The organism is Paenibacillus barcinonensis (assembly GCF_003217495.1).
Classification (GTDB): domain Bacteria; phylum Bacillota; class Bacilli; order Paenibacillales; family Paenibacillaceae; genus Paenibacillus; species Paenibacillus barcinonensis.
Genome location: NZ_QJSW01000026.1, coordinates 56,621 through 72,321, shown reverse-complemented (window position 1 = coordinate 72,321; position 15,701 = coordinate 56,621). Strand labels below are relative to the sequence as shown.

Annotated in this window: 9 protein-coding genes, 1 rRNA gene and 1 riboswitch; of the genes, 2 read left to right on the top strand and 8 right to left on the bottom strand. The window is 49.0% G+C overall.

Annotated elements, in window-relative coordinates; all coding sequences use genetic code 11:
- From DFQ00_RS25015 to DFQ00_RS29325, 8 genes are all read right to left on the bottom strand, one after another.
- Positions 1-171: ribosomal RNA gene (locus tag DFQ00_RS25015) — 16S ribosomal RNA — on the bottom strand; the annotation flags it as partial.
- Between the two features lie 724 nt (positions 172-895).
- Positions 896-2,272: an NCS2 family permease gene (locus DFQ00_RS25010; RefSeq protein ID WP_110899190.1), complete on the bottom strand. Its 1,377-nt coding sequence runs from the start codon at positions 2,270-2,272 to the stop codon at positions 896-898.
- Between the two features lie 176 nt (positions 2,273-2,448).
- Positions 2,449-2,549, bottom strand: a riboswitch (purine riboswitch).
- A 449-nt stretch (positions 2,550-2,998) separates the two neighbouring features.
- On the bottom strand, positions 2,999-3,856 hold the full coding sequence (locus tag DFQ00_RS25005; RefSeq protein ID WP_110899189.1) for a flagellin: 858 nt from the start codon (positions 3,854-3,856) through the stop codon (positions 2,999-3,001).
- A gap of 196 nt (positions 3,857-4,052) precedes the next feature.
- Positions 4,053-5,591: a glutamine-hydrolyzing GMP synthase gene (gene guaA / locus DFQ00_RS25000; RefSeq protein WP_110899188.1), complete on the bottom strand. Its 1,539-nt coding sequence runs from the start codon at positions 5,589-5,591 to the stop codon at positions 4,053-4,055.
- Between the two features lie 686 nt (positions 5,592-6,277).
- Positions 6,278-9,169 carry a transglutaminase TgpA family protein gene (locus DFQ00_RS24995; RefSeq protein ID WP_208643824.1) on the bottom strand — a complete coding sequence of 964 codons (2,892 nt, stop codon included), beginning with the start codon at positions 9,167-9,169 and terminating at the stop codon, positions 6,278-6,280.
- A gap of 7 nt (positions 9,170-9,176) precedes the next feature.
- Positions 9,177-10,676: a DUF58 domain-containing protein gene (locus DFQ00_RS24990; protein WP_110899186.1), complete on the bottom strand. Its 1,500-nt coding sequence runs from the start codon at positions 10,674-10,676 to the stop codon at positions 9,177-9,179.
- Positions 10,673-11,665, bottom strand: a complete 993-nt coding sequence (locus DFQ00_RS24985) for an AAA family ATPase (protein ID WP_110899185.1) — start codon at positions 11,663-11,665, stop codon at positions 10,673-10,675. Before DFQ00_RS24985 ends, DFQ00_RS24990 begins: the two co-directional genes overlap by 4 nt.
- 103 nt (positions 11,666-11,768) lie before the next feature.
- A complete protein-coding gene (locus DFQ00_RS29325) occupies positions 11,769-13,067 on the bottom strand; it encodes a polysaccharide deacetylase family protein (protein ID WP_167433835.1) in 1,299 nt (432 codons plus the stop codon).
- A gap of 253 nt (positions 13,068-13,320) precedes the next feature.
- Between DFQ00_RS29325 and DFQ00_RS24975 the strand changes: the two genes are divergently transcribed.
- Positions 13,321-13,977, top strand: coding sequence for a DedA family protein (locus DFQ00_RS24975; protein ID WP_110899184.1), 657 nt, complete (start codon positions 13,321-13,323; stop codon positions 13,975-13,977).
- 189 nt (positions 13,978-14,166) lie between these two features.
- A complete protein-coding gene (locus DFQ00_RS24970; RefSeq protein WP_110899183.1) occupies positions 14,167-15,681 on the top strand; it encodes a spore germination protein in 1,515 nt (504 codons plus the stop codon).
- Positions 15,682-15,701: the final 20 nt, after the last annotated feature.

Here is a 15,701-nt window from a genome sequence, read left to right as displayed (position 1 = left end):
AGCTACCGTTTCCGGTAGTTGTCCCAAGCTTGAGGGCAGGTTGCCTACGTGTTACTCACCCGTCCGCCGCTAACCATCAGAGAAGCAAGCTTCTCCTCAAGTCCGCTCGACTTGCATGTATTAGGCATGCCGCCAGCGTTCGTCCTGAGCCAGGATCAAACTCTCCAATAAAGATGAATTTCGCAGCATCGTTAAACGCTGTGCAACTCATCAGTGTATCGAAAAGAGCGATAAGCTCATTTTGAATCTGACGAGATTAAAAATCTCATTGTTGTTCCAGTTTTCATACAGCCAGATGGCTCGCACTAAAAACCTTCACGTTCATTCTGCAAGCAGAATGTTTACTCACTCGTTGTTCAGTTTTCAAAGATCAAACTTCGTTCCGTCACTGATTCTCGTTCGTTTCAGCAACTTTTATATCATATCATTTCCGAACCACCTTTGCAAGCTCTTTTTTCAAGCTTCTTTGGAAGCTTTCTTATTAAGCTGCTTGCCGCACCGTGTAAACCGTGTTTTCTTGGCCGGAATTAGAATATACCATGTACAGTTCAAGAATGCAAGCATAAATTTTAAAATAATTTAGTCAATCAAGACTATGCAACAGAGATCAAAAGGTTCTTCTGTCATCGGAGTAAATCGTGTGAATTTTTATTTCAACTTAATATAGAAGAACAGCATTATACTTTCACCCCTTTACGGCCTCCATATTTGCTGTTTGTCTAGAGCAATATACCCCAGACAAAGATGCAATAATGCATCCAGTTTGCAGCTCATCATTATTTTTGCGCATAAAAACACTCTTTATATAGAAGAAACAAAAAAGCGGAACCTCGATATCATATCGAAATTCCGCTTGCATCATTATTGCGCTACCTATTGCAGTTAAGTTGTCACTTTACTCTCCGCCAATAAATACGTAGCGGCAAACGACAATAACCGCCAGCACCCACATCAGCCAGTGCACCTTCACTTTACGTTCTGTAACGAGGTTGCTAAACACAGCCAAAATGACGTAAGACACGATACCAGCAGAAATCCCGTTTGCGATCCCGCCTGTAAATGGCATCAGAACAATCGTAAGAAATGCAGGGAAAGCTTGCAGGAAGTCATCCCACTCAATGCTGCGTACCTGGCTCATCATAAGAACACCCACAATGATAAGTGCAGGAGCCGTTGCAGCAGAAGGAACAACCAATGCGAGTGGTGCGATAAACAAAGCCAGAATGAACAGCAAACCTGTTGTTACCGAGGTCAAGCCTGTGCGTCCGCCAGCTTCTACACCAGAAGCACTTTCAACGTAAGCCGTAATCGTACTTGTACCCAGTGCCGCACCTGCGCTGACACCGACTGCATCGACGAGCATTGCTTTACCGATCGTTTTCTCACCTTTGGCTTTGTCCTTCATAATGCCCATACGTGTCGCCGTACCCACCATTGTACCGAAGGTATCAAACAGCTCAACGAATGTGAAAATAAAAATAATTTCGAACAATCCAAGACTGATGGCGCCTTTCAGATCAAGCTGTCCCACAGCCAAATCACTGAAGTTAGGCAACCAGCTTGCGCTGGACAGACCACTCAGATTCGTTACTCCCATTGGAATACCGATCAGTGTTGTAGCTACGATCCCAATCAACAAAGCGCCTTTTACACGCATGACCATAAGGATGGCGATCAGCAGCAAACCAATTAAAGCGAGCAGTGCGTCATGATGTGTTACAAAGTTACCCAAGGACAGGTTAAAGCTGCTGCCCGGAATCGGCTTGCTCAAATCTGCATCAGGTGCAACATTCACGGTTACCGCCACCAGATTGGCGAGTTTGAAACCGATGATGGTAATAAATAGACCAATACCTACGGTAATAGCCATTTTAATGGATTGTGGAACCGCAACGAGCAGCATTTGCCGAACTCGGGTTACCGTCAGAATAATGAATACGATACCGGAAAGGAATACAGCACCAAGTGCCGCCTGCCAGCTAATCGCACCATTGGAACTCAGAACCACCGTCATAAAGTATGCATTCAATCCCATACCCGGAGCGAGTGCGATCGGAACGTTTACGAACAACCCCATAATAATAGTCATTAATCCAGCACCAACGGCTGTGGCAAAAAATACCGCATTGTCGGACATGCCCGCTCCAGCCGAACCCAGGAACAATGTGTTTACAAAGAGTATGTAAGCCATTGTCATAAAGGTGGTCAGACCCGCAACGATCTCCGTTCTAACATTTGTTCCGTTTTCTTTGAGTTTAAAGAAACGATCCATAATTCACTAACTCCTCCTTAGAGATGTTGAAGCTATATTGAAAAACGACAAATGACCCTGAGAAATATTTTCCCCAGAGTTCAGCTTGACCAGAAGCAGGCACACGGCCGTTGACCAAGAACAAAAAAAATTCTAATGTGCGAATGCTGTCCAACCGCAATCATGTAGAATTTATGTCTTAGCCTGCTCCTCTTCGTAGCCAGATCATTAGGGTGATCTCGTAGAGACTCCCGGGCCATATCCCCAGGATTATACGAATTAGTATGCGCTATTTGTTTGTTTCCCATCACCATTTTAGGAGGGGTCATCTATTTTGTCAATGATATAAACGAATGTTATATCAGAATCCTCTGAATAACGTTCGTATTATTTAACAATTCAACCCATTTCAGCGATTGAAACCGTAAATAAATATGCATTTGATAACGGATTCAAAGCTGGATATGTTCATATTTTCAAAGTTAGCAATGCTTGAGAAAAAATAAAAAAGCCACCTGATCATCTTGAGTAAAACTCGATGGAGGCGGCATTTTGATTTACTATTATTTTTCAGAGAAAAATACTTATCATTGGTTTTCTTAACAAAACACATTTAGGTAATGCATATCCCATACGACATGTTTCACAGCTTGTTTTAACGTGTTAGGACACAAATCTGGTTAGGACCTTCATCAAGAAGGCAAATGTGCGGGATTTCGAACTACTAATTCACATTCATGTAAACCCTTATTTCAACAATTGCAAAATCTCCTGAGGTTGAGCATTTGCTTGTGCAAGCATGGCTTGTGCTGCTTGAGATAGAATATTTTTTTGCGTAAACTTCATCATTTCAATAGCCATATCTGCATCACGAATACGAGATTCTGATGAAGTTAAGTTTTCAAATGAATTTCCAACATTGGTCAGGGTATGCTCCATTCTGTTCTGCAAAGCGCCGTAAATCCCTCTGTAATTTGTAACTTTATTCATGGCATTATCAGCAGCAGCAATAGACTGCTCTGGTATAGCTGGTGGTAAGAGTCCCACATTGGTAAGTCCCAGCCCATCTGCATCTACCTTAAACAAGGGAATCTTGACGGATTGATTTTCATTTGAACCCGTCTGAATAGAAACATTAGGGGGGATGTAATCTATATCTTTGATGTCAGTTGTAATGGTCTCATTAATTGAGTCTATTTGTTCTGTATTTAGTTCAGTAAAAAGATAAATATCCTGCTTGAAATTAAAATCATTCAATGAAATTTTAAATTCCAGAACCTCACCGGCACTAATATCATTATTTTCCCAAGTCGAAGTAATTACACTACCGTTAACTCCAAATCGTGTATCAGTGGTTGTTAATGAGGATGGTTTTGTATTCGCACCATCATTTAAAAAAGAAAGATTAAAATCCACTAAACTATTCGACATTTCAAAAGCCGTTCCTGAGTTCGGTATTTGCGCTCCAGAAGCTGTTCCTCCAATAGGTACCCCATTGGAAGAGGATAGTGTATAAAGGACACTATGCCCAGCAGAAAAAGTAGTGCTAATATTAATTGATTTATGATCTAATCCAGAGTTATTTCTGATCTTGAACTCTGCCATTGTTACTTATATACTAGTGGCTCATATATTGGAAGTCAATTGAAACAACAACCAAAGAGCATTTTTTTTGCTAAGTAAATTTTGAAAAAGTTAGTCTTTTTATTCTATATCGACGATTAGAAAAAAGCCACGAATCCTAAATGATCAAGGCTCCGTGGCTTTTGATGATATTAAATGTTAACGTCCTGTAATAAACCTATTCCCACTCGATCGTTGCAGGCGGTTTGGAGGTTACGTCATAGACGATTCGGTTTACGTTGTCTACTTCGTTAACGATACGTACAGAGATTTTCTCCAGTACATCCCAAGGGATACGTGCCCAGTCGGCAGTCATACCGTCGATGGATGTTACGGCACGGATACCTACAGTGTAGGAATACGTACGTGCGTCACCCATAACACCCACACTCTTCATGTTAGGCAGAGCGGTGAAGTATTGCCAGATTTCGCGGTCCAGACCGGCTTTGGCAATTTCTTCACGCAGGATGTAGTCGGAATCACGTACGATTTTCAGCTTCTCTTCCGTTACTTCACCAAGCACACGGATCGCGAGACCCGGACCAGGGAAAGGCTGACGGTGTACGATTTCATCCGGCAGGCCGCATTCCGTACCAACTTTACGCACTTCGTCCTTGAACAATGTGTTCAACGGTTCGATCAGCTTGAAGTTCATGTCTTCTGGCAGACCGCCCACGTTGTGGTGGGATTTGATCGTCTGCGCTGTCGCTGTACCACTCTCTACGATGTCTGTATACAGCGTACCTTGTGCCAGAAATTCGAAATCATCGAACTGCTTGGACTCTTCATCAAACACGTAAATAAACTCGTTACCGATAATTTTACGTTTTTGCTCTGGATCATCCACACCCGCGAGTTTGGACATGAAGCGCTCTTGTGCATCAATTTTGACAACCTTCATGTCGAATTTGCCAACAAACGTCTCCATAACACTCTCTGCTTCACCTTTGCGCAGCAGACCATGGTCGATAAACATACATGTCAGTTGATCGCCAATCGCTTTGTGCAGCAATGCTGCAACAACGGAGGAATCCACACCGCCGCTGAGTGCACACAGCACTTTGCCGTCGCCCACTTTTTCACGGATATCATTAATCGTATCTTCAATAAATGTTTCCATCGTCCAGTTGCCTTCGCAGCCGCAGATTTCAAACAGGAAGTTACGAATCATGTCGTTACCACGAACAGAGTGACGTACTTCCGGGTGGAACTGAACTGCATACAATTTGCGCTCGTCATTACTCATTGCAGCAATTGGCGCACTTTCCGTGCCTGCATCCAGTTTGAAGCCCGGAGGCAATGTAACCACGTGGTCACCATGACTCATCCATACCGTATGTTCACCTTCGATGCCTTTAGACAGTGCTGCACCTTCAGCAAACGCCAGATCGGCTTTACCATATTCACGCTTCTCGGAACGCTCTACTTTACCATCTAGCTGCTGAGCCATCAGCTGCATTCCGTAACAAATGCCGAAGATTGGCAAGCCCAGGTCATAAACACCCGGATCAACGTGAGGTGCATTTTCAGCATATACGCTGGATGGGCCACCAGAGAATACAATCCCTTTTGGTGCAAGTTCCGCAATTTTCTCCGCTGGTGTATTATACGGCAAAAGCTCGCTGTATACGCCAAGATCCCGAATTCTTCTGGCGATTAACTGGTTGTATTGGCCTCCGAAGTCAAGGACAACCACAATTTCATTCTGCTTATTCATTACCGTGCCTCCCTCAATTAATGAAACTAATTATACGCAACGACAAAACCTACCGTCAAGGAAAGACGAAACTCCATTTTTCGAGCAAGTAATGAGCAGATGTGACATAGGACGACAATTCTTGTTATTCCCCAAGCCCCGTGTGTAAGATGCAAATTTGTTCAATCGAGTATCACATCTGATCGGTCTCTTCAATCCTCATATCCCCCATTACTTTGTTCACTTACTTTTGCTCTAATTCCCCCTACACATCCGTGCCGATATTCCCCTATAATCTCCGATCAAAGAACCGCTCTCATCCGTCGATTCTGTCACACTGTCGAGCATCCACCACACGCTAACGATCCCACAGAACCTTATTCCGCACTCTCCACGGCAGTTAGAAATCTAACGATCCTGAGAAACGCTATTAGAACTAAAAATATCAAAATCAGGCTAAAACTAACACTTTTCAAGAAAATAAGCTTCCTGGGGACCGTTACGTTTGCACAGTAGCCAAAATGAGCCAAATAACGTCACTGGAGATCGTTAGCGTTCCCGAACCCCACAGAGCGGAACTGTAAGGCACTTCATGCATTTGATGTTGAAAAGGGTCCCGTTCCCCCTCAGGGTAAACGGGACCCTATGCTCTGCCAGCGCTGTTATATACGCTGGCAACAGGTGGTTGCGGGACGCTGGCGCAGGGATTAGCGCTGGCGTCCGGGGCTGCGCCGGGTCAGGCGAAGCGCCCGGCGCAGGAAGTCGACACTGTCCGCGCGCAGCGGACGGTCAGGCCCGTACAGCAGCCGCTCCCAGTCGGCTGCGAAGCGCGCGATGTCCGCGCCGTCCGTGCCTGCGGCCACGGCGGGTGACGCTGCGTATTCCCGCAGCGTCATGCCCGGCGGCCGCGGGCCGTACCGGCGCGCAAGCGCGTGCCAGACCGGCGCGGCAGCCTGCAGCAGCCGCTCGCGGTCCGGGAAGCTGCTGCGCGGCCATGCCAGCAGCAGCCGTAGCCGCAGCGCCGGGCGTAGCCGCAGCGCGCAGGCCCATGCAGCGGCGCACAGCATCGCCGCTGCGGCTAATGCCGCGGCAGGCCATGGCGCCGCGGCCACATCACGGGCGCGCGCAGCAAGCCACGCGCCCGCACGGTCCAGCCCGCTGCCTGCACTCGGCAGCGGGGACCCCTCGCCGGGCTGCAGCCCGGCGGCAACCGCAGCGCTGGCATCCACGGCCTGCGCTGCATCAAACCCCGGCGTAGCCTCAAAGGGCATCCAGCCCACGCCGGGAAAATACACCTCCACCCAGGAATGGGCATCCGCCTGGGTGACAATAACACGCCCAGGGACCTGCGGGTCCGCTTGTCCTGGGGCGTAGCCCTTCACCCAGCGTGCCGGAATACCTTCGGCACGCAGGAGCACCACCATGGCGGTAGAGAAATGGTTACAATACCCCGCCCGGGTTACAAACAGAAAATCATCGACAAAATCCCTGCCTCGTGGCGGCATCCGGGTATCCAGCGAGTAACGGGCATTCGCTTTCAAATAGCTGCGTACAGCCTGTACAGCATCATACCTCGTTGCACTCGTGCCCATGATCTCGGCAGCCAGATCCTTAACACGCTTGGGTAGCGTATCCGGCAGCTGCAAATCCTTTCTGCGGATGGATGCTGGATCGGTCTCATTTACCTTGTTCCCGCCACTACCCTCCTGCACACTGAGGTCAACACTCTTCCCATCCATGCTGGCGCTGCTTATATTAGCGAATTCAATACGCATGTCTTCATTCAATCCATCATGATATTGTTCTTTCTGACTCTCGCTCCACCTCTCAGAGCCAGCACGTCTTGCATCATCATTCCTACTTTGCTTGTTATCCGACCCCACGCTGCTTGTTGCTGCGAGCATAATATCCTCATTCTCATTGACACCAGCATGCTGTTGTTCTTCCACGCTACCGTCCCACTTCTCAGAACCAGCACGTTTCGCCTCATCGTAATCCATACTTTGCCCATAATTCATGCTCGCAGTCTGTTGTGCTTTTGCATCAACAGTCTTATTACCACGTAGGCCAGCGTGCTTTTCATTGCCACTAACATATATTTTGTCCAGGCCCTCGTTCTTCGTCCTGTCTATACCAGCATTCTTCATCCTAACCATACCTGCGCTCCGCCTGAGCACTTCCGCTGTTACATCGGGCACCATCACATCGACGGTGTAGTTCTGAACACGTTCCTCCCGATTCCTGCCGCTTGCAAGCCACAATGTACCTGTATCTTCGCTCGACAACAGCCGTTTCTCGTTCTTGCTGTTAAGCACATTGCCATCCTGAAAAGACAAGCTTACCGGCAGGCCTCCCGCGAACAGCGGATTAGGCCCTCGCCATTCCCGCTCCATCGTGATGATCTGACGAACCCTCTTCCAGTAGGGGTGCTCCTCCCATCCATCGGAACGCAGTACACCTGAGGAGTCTGTATAATGGAATCGCTGCTCCACATCACTCCACGTACTTCCGTTGTAATATGAACGGGTTTCTCCTCGCCAATACGTGGATACAGGGGTGCTCGCAGTAAACACCGGCTCATTCCCCTGTACTAGCGGAGCACCCATCGGTGCATCAGCTGTGCTGTATCCTGTCACATTCAGAGAGGCAGGTACACTTCCTGAAGGTGTATACCCTGCCCATTTAGCTAAACGTTCAACCGTGTCCATGACAGAGACATGCCCGGCAGGTGACACGGCATTCATTCGGGCCGGAAGCATGGATATCAGGACCAGACAGACAGTGCTTCCTATTGACACAGCAACCCAAGCCATGCCCACCCTGCTTCGCATTGGACATGAGCTGTTCTTTTCACTTCTCTCCTTCTTCAGATGCGTTCTTCCATGAACATCCCCATGCATCCCCTGACCTTCCCGCATCGCCCCATCTCGCACAGCCGCTGCATGACCTGTCCCTTCAGAAAGCCGCAGCAGATACAGCAGACCCTGAATGAACAGGAGCCAGCATACAGAACGTACCACCGAGCCATACGCCTCATATCCAACCAGACTTTCCAGTAAAATAAGATAGACTAATGTGCCTGTACCAAACAATGCAATGCTGCGACGGAGCAGCAGCAGATACTGCACCGAAGCCAGCAGCATGCTCCAGCCGCAGAGCATGAACAAACCTCTCGTTTCACGACTCATGACACGAAACCGGCCTTTGTCGATCCATTCTCCAAGATCGGCATTAAGTAGACCAGGATAGGCTATGCCCCACTCGGTCGGATGACTGGCCCCGTACATGAGACACAACGCAACATAGATCATCGGAATGCGAATCACAATACTGGCAGCCCAGCCGATTCTGAACAGGCCCACCGACAGTAGAACTGCCGAATAACCCGCCATGACCGCAGCGAAGCGCTCGCTGCCGGTCTGACCGGAAGAAATGACAGGATAGATCCATTCCATGCATAAGGCGAGTAGCCCTGCTGTAATCAACCACAGATACAGCACAGGAGCAGTTCCGTGCACGGATGAAGATAACGGCGATATGACCTCCATATCGTCATGCCTGTTCGCCCGCTTGGCAGAAGCTGCGGTTTCAGCTTCCACCCTCTTGCTACGCTCCCACATCGACAATCCCCGCCTTTCCGCCGAGCAAAGTGCTGCTTGTCGCAAATACTTCCTGACAGAGCACACGTACACCCTTGGATACAAGACGGTCGATCCATATTTGCACCTGCTGCGGTCTTACAGACGAACCGGTAGCAGCCAACGATGCATATCCTGACTTTGTATCCGATTCGGTACGCAGCCGTCCATTTATTTCCGCTTGCTCTGCCGGCCGTTTTCCTTCATGCCAATCTGCTCCCAAGGAACGCGCCAATTGCCCCGCGTCAGGTTCTAAAGCTCCATAAGTGACCCTGGCTTGCCGCGCTGCTTGACTGCTTGTTAGATGTACACTGACCTGAAAATGAAGAGCTGCGGCGTGTTCAAGCCAATTAACCAGTCGTTCATCCAGCTGTCCAGTGAACATGACGATGCTTGAGCCGTAAGGAAGCTGCTCGAGCCTGCTAACATCCAGCATAGATCCAGCCGCAGACCGCTCTTTACCCACTCGGGCATAAGCCAGCCGTTGTAATGCGTCAGCCACACCTTCACCAGTGCCATCACCTCCTCGTTGCAGCTCACCCGTAACATCACCATAATCCGTCCCTGGCCCCTGTTTTCTTGACCTATCTCCCGGTTTCGCAGTTCTGTCTGCTCTACGGGTCAGCTCATCTCCACTTAACCAGAGCTCACAAGGTATCTGCGCATTGGCCGCCTCTCTGACCCAACTGGCTGCACCATGCACTGCCTGTTCAAACGCCTCAAGCGTCTGATCCTCCGAATCAATTCTCTCGTAACCCGAGCTCTCCTCGTATACGATGATCGCCAGCGAAGTGAGCTGCGGCATCTCGGGAATCAGCGTATGCAGCTTCCCGGTTCGGGCAGTGCTCTTCCAATGAATCCGGTTCAGTGCATCTCCCTGCTGATATTCCCGAACATCTATACCTGACGGCCCCAGCAGTTGAGGATGAACCCCCATACCTTCTCCCTCATTCCCCCAAGCCTCAGGCCAGATAGAGCCTTCGCTATATCCGTCAGCTGGCACCACGACCAGTGGCTCTTCACCTTCAAGAAGCGCAGAGGCCTTGTTCCAGCCAAAAACATCTCCCCAATATAACCGTCCTTCTCTCCACACATGCACACCTCGGGCAAGTCCCGTTAACTCATATTGATAAGACCATTGCCTCTTCATACCGGGAAAAAGCAGCTTGCGATGCACACCTGCAGGTGTATGATCACAAACGACCATCCACAATAACGGAAGGACACAGCGAAATTCCAGCTGCACTTGAACACGCAGGCTCTCCCCTGCCACAATATGCCCCGGACGTCTATGCCGCTCTATACGAATATGTCGAGGCCCGAAGAGCTGCAGCACTACGCCGTATATTCCAACCAGCACCGATATGGCCGCCAGAAATAAAGCGGATTTCCCTCCATGCCACAGATACAGACCGATCAGAAGAACAGCTACCAGCACTTGAACGAAGCTTCCTCGAACCCAGCTCATGCCCTACGTCCCCTGCCTTGCCCACTCATCTGCACAGGAACAGGCACAGAAGATAACACTTCACGGATGACCTGCTCCTGTACCTCACTGCTGTCGGCTCTATTCACCGATTTCAGCTGAATCCGGTGGGAAAGCACGGGCAGAGCCAGGGATTGCACATCATCCGGTACAACGTAACTCCGTCCCTGTGCATAGGCATATGCCTGCGCCGCTGTCATCCATGCCAGCGTTCCCCTTGGACTGATGCCCAGCCGCACTGCATCATGTCCTCTCGAAGCTACAGCTACACCTACGAGATATTGCTTGATCACTGTATCCACATGCACCTGCCTCACTTCACGCTGCATCGCAACCACTTCCTCGGCGAGCATAATCGGATGCATATTCTCCAGCATCTCCTGGCTCCGCACTCGGGACAACAGCTCTACTTCCTGCTCAGGCTTAGGATATCCCAGCGTAATCCGCATCATAAACCGGTCCAGCTGCGCTTCAGGCAGCCGGTACGTGCCTTCGAATTGGAGCGGGTTCTGCGTAGCCAGCAGCAGAAACGGTCTGGGCAATGCATAGGTCGACCCATCCACGGTTACACTGCGCTCCTCCATCGCTTCCAATAGAGAAGATTGCGTCCGAGGGGAAGCCCGGTTGATCTCATCTGCGAGCACAATATTGTTCATAAGCGGCCCTGGTCTGAAGCTGAACTCTCCTGACTTTGAATGATATATGGATACTCCCGTCACATCGGCTGGCATAACATCTGGTGTGCACTGAATGCGACCCATCGCACAGTCTAACGAAGAAGCCACTGTGCGGATCAGCATCGTTTTGCCTGTGCCTGGCACATCCTCAAGCAGTACATGTCCTTCACTAAGCATGGCGGCTAGTATATATTGAATTTCCTGCTTTTTACCGATGATCACATCGGCAATTCGATTGCCAAGCCTGTTCAACAGTTCAACAGCATGTTCATGCTCTATTCGAATCTTGCTCATTGGACTGAACTCTCCTTCCCTGCTACTGAATCCTGATTATCGTAATCTATGATTCAGTGTTGCCCGGAAGTAGAGAGAATAGTCAGAAAATTGGTGGTATATTTCAAAGAAATGAAAAGGAGTGACTGTATTCCATAGACGTCCATGGCGGGTCTAGGGTGATCACCCACTCGGTGTCTCTGGACTGCATCATGTACCCCTTCGCTCCAAGCTGCTCCATCAACTCTCCCGCTGCCACCCAGATCGTGCCATTACGGCTCTCCATCACAGCGTGCACAGAGCTACCGCCCTGTTCATGCAAGCGTTTGGAGGTCACTGTGCCCATGGCTGGATTGATCTGCAAAATTCGATCCTTCCACCAAGTGGTAGCAGTGCCTGTAGCCTGATCCCAACTAATGTTTCCTCCCAGCTTGTTTATATAACTACGTAGAGGAACAAGCACCTTCTGCTCTTTAATGCGATATTCCTCTGGCTGAAGCTCGACTGTCCTATATCCCAGCTCAATCTTCAGCGATTTGGCTGACGTCCACTGCGATGTGTTTGCTTCCACATGCTTGGCAATCCATTCAACGCTTGGAGAAGGACGATTTTTAAATTTTGCCGCAGGTTTGACCTGAAATTGCACAGGCTCATCCGAAGGCTGCATCACTTCAAAGCGATACCCCTGCTGCTTGTAATAACGAATAATGTCAGGCAGCGCCTTCACCGTCTCGGCATGAGCTCCGCCATCATGCATCAGAACCAGCGCATTTGACATCCCCGAAGGGACCGCTGTAGCATGAGCAACAATTTCGGCAGCAGGCACGTTTCTCCGCTTGGAGTCCCCGCTGTCCACGTTCCAGTCCATGACAGCGTATCCTCCGTTTTTTAACAACTCAAAATAAGTATGATCAAAGTGTCCATACGTTCCTCCAGGCGCTCTGACCAGTACAGGCCTAATGCCGATGATGCTGTTAATGATATCCTCCGTACGTTTGATCTGCTGCCAGAACGATGGAAAATCCCGATACAGCTCGCTGTATTCATGGTTATATGTATGATTGCCGATAACATGACCTTCCCGGTGAATTCGTTTTATCATTTCGGGCTTCCGCTCCGCATGCTGTCCCAACACAAAAAAGGTAGCCTTCACACCTGCATCATGTAAAATATCCAGCACCTCGGGTGTATATTTGCCGGGCCCATCGTCAAAGCTCAGATAGACCACCTTGTCTGTTATATCGCTTTTTGCCGCCGCTGCGACAGAGGATGCCCCCGTTCCAAGCATACCTGTCAGCATTATCAGGCTGAGTAAACACCCTATGAACAGACCCGGCCACCTACGTACTCCTCCACAAACATATGATGCATGTTGATCAAGCTTCCCGTTCTGTTCCAGCCACAATTGCGATCCGTACGTCATGTATGAATCAACCTCCAGCACTCTAGTGATTTGCTGATAGACTTCAGCAGATTTGTTAGAATTATATGGAGACGAATCGCAAAAAAGACGTCATTTGAACGATAATTTTGCAATATTTGTTACCGCAGCTTCATGCAGGAATTGATTCTTGATCCACATTTCGGTAGCATTAGAACATAACGAACATCTACGGACGCTCAGCAATCAATCATGCCTGTCCGAGGTATTTGAGAACGCCAGGAGTGTGAACCTATTGGAACTACTTGAGAAGATCCAGCAGTTATTCGGGTCTTACGGATATAGTGTTATGTTTTTTGGCCTGCTGCTTGAGTTTATTGCCCTTCCCTTCCCTGGAGAAACGACGATGGCATATGCAGGGTATTTATCGTACAGAGGACAGCTTGACTTCGGAACACTTGTTATCCTGGCCTTTTTAGGAACGACCATTGGTATGACGATTACGTATTTCATCGGAGCACGGGCGGGACTTCCGTTTATTATGCGGTATGGTAAATGGTTTTTCCTCAAGCCGGACAAGCTCGACAAAACCCAGAAATGGTTTGCCAAATACGGCAACGGATTAATTTTCATCGGATACTTCATCCCTGGGGTTCGTCATTTCACGGGATACTTCTCCGGCATTGCTGCCATTCCATTTCGCAAGTTTGCTCTATACGCTTACTCGGGCGCCCTGTTCTGGGTGCTGCTGTTCCTAGGAATCGGCAAACTGTTCGGCCCCGGCTGGAGTGCAATATTCCAGCTTGCTCACCAGTATACCGCTGTCATTATTGCAGCCATTGGTGTAGTGCTAATCATCGTCGTGATCTATCGTTACCGCAGAAGCTGGACAAGACGCAGCACTCGCAAAGCTGTCCCGGTTCGCCAAAGACAAAAGCAAAATGCAGACTAAAAAGTGCCTTTGTACGTGTCTGCTCCTTCATGAAAGAAGCCGTGCCCTCCCACGGCTTCTTTTCTTTTGAGCTCATGACACATTACGACTCCAAGCTCCCGCAGGAAAGTAAACTTTCTTTTTTTTCATAAACTGGAACACTCCCGGTCATACTACTTGCAAATATAGGATGGTTGAGGAGGGAAGCCCATGGCTGCGGATACACAGATTCAGCACGATGCACATCTCATTCACCCGAACCTGGAAGAGAATATAAAGTATTACAAAACCATAATGGGGAATAGCAATGACCTGATGATCCGTCCGCTACAAAGCCTGCATAAGTGGCCCTCTGTCTTGTTATACATCGACGGTCTCGTGGATGTACAAATTTTGAATCTCGCCATTTTGCAGCCTCTGTTGCAGGAGCGCAACTTGCCCGATTTTTCTGCAGATAACGAGCACCTGAGCTACATTCAGAATGATATTCTCACTGCTAGTGAAGTGCTCCTTATCGACAATTTGGATGATACTACGGAGGCACTGCTGGCTGGTGATGCAATCCTGCTGCTGGAAGGCTCTACCCGCGGCCTTAAGATCGGTGCTGCGGGCTGGGAGGATCGCCAGGTTAGCGAGCCTGTGTCACAAACCGTTGTACGTGGTCCAATGGAAGGCTTCACGGAAAACCTGCGCACAAATACTGCACTGCTTCGCAAACGAATTCGTGACCCTCAATTATGGATTGAAGAACGCATCATTGGACGTGTTACGAAGACCCGTGTCGCTGTTGCGTATCTGGAACACACCGTAAACGTGGAGGTTGTCGAGGAGCTGCGCAGACGACTGGATCAGATTGATATTGATGGCATTCTGGAGAGTGGCTACATTGAGGAACTGATTCAGGACAAAACGATGACTATTTTCCCAACCGTGTACAATAGTGAACGCCCGGATACTGTGTCAGCTGCCCTGCTTGAAGGGCGGGTTGCCATTATCGTAGACGGGACACCGTTTGTTCTGTTGGCCCCCGCCCTCTTCGTACATTTCTTCCAATCTCCCGAAGACTATTACCAAAGGGCTGACATCAGTACGCTTGTGCGCATGCTGCGATATCTATCCTTTTTAATCGCTATGCTGGCACCATCTTTTTATATTGCCATTACCACCTATCACCAGGAGATGCTGCCCACCAACCTGCTTATCAGTCTGGCTGCCCAGCGTGAAGGTGTACCCTTTCCAGCCTTCATTGAGGCGGTTCTGATGGAGCTGACGTACGAAATTTTACGAGAAGCGGGCATTCGTATTCCGAAAACGGTCGGGCAGGCTGTATCCATTGTTGGGACACTTGTCATCGGACAGGCTGCCGTTGACGCAGGCGTTGTCTCGGCGGCTATGGTCATAATCGTGTCCATTACGGCCATCTCCAGTTATGTCATTCCAGAAAATGGATTATCTATCTCCGTCCGCATTTTACGTTTTGTTCTGATGATGCTTGCAGCCGCCTTTGGATTCTACGGCATTCTGCTTGTACTGCTCATTACGCTGACCCATCTGTGCAGCTTGCGGTCCTTTGGCGTTCCCTACATGTCACCATTCGCACCATTCATTCAGAATGATCTGAAGGATACACTGTTTCGTGTGCCTTGGTCCCATATGAAAACACGACCGTTGTCCTCTGGCACAACGAATGTCACCCGACAAGTAACTAAAAAAACGAAGCGCTAGTGTAGTCAGGAGAAAAAGTG

What these genes read in the sequence shown, in the direction of transcription:
- DFQ00_RS25010 (WP_110899190.1), bottom strand. Translation starts at nt 2,272, where the DNA reads ATGGATCGTTTCTTTAAACTCAAAGAAAACGGAACAAATGTTAGAACG.
- DFQ00_RS25005 (WP_110899189.1), bottom strand. Translation starts at nt 3,856, where the DNA reads ATGGCAGAGTTCAAGATCAGAAATAACTCTGGATTAGATCATAAATCA.
- guaA (WP_110899188.1), bottom strand. Translation starts at nt 5,591, where the DNA reads ATGAATAAGCAGAATGAAATTGTGGTTGTCCTTGACTTCGGAGGCCAA.
- DFQ00_RS24990 (WP_110899186.1), bottom strand. Translation starts at nt 10,676, where the DNA reads ATGAGCTGGGTTCGAGGAAGCTTCGTTCAAGTGCTGGTAGCTGTTCTT.
- DFQ00_RS24985 (WP_110899185.1), bottom strand. Translation starts at nt 11,665, where the DNA reads ATGAGCAAGATTCGAATAGAGCATGAACATGCTGTTGAACTGTTGAAC.
- DFQ00_RS29325 (WP_167433835.1), bottom strand. Translation starts at nt 13,067, where the DNA reads ATGACGTACGGATCGCAATTGTGGCTGGAACAGAACGGGAAGCTTGAT.
- DFQ00_RS24970 (WP_110899183.1), top strand. Translation starts at nt 14,167, where the DNA reads ATGGCTGCGGATACACAGATTCAGCACGATGCACATCTCATTCACCCG.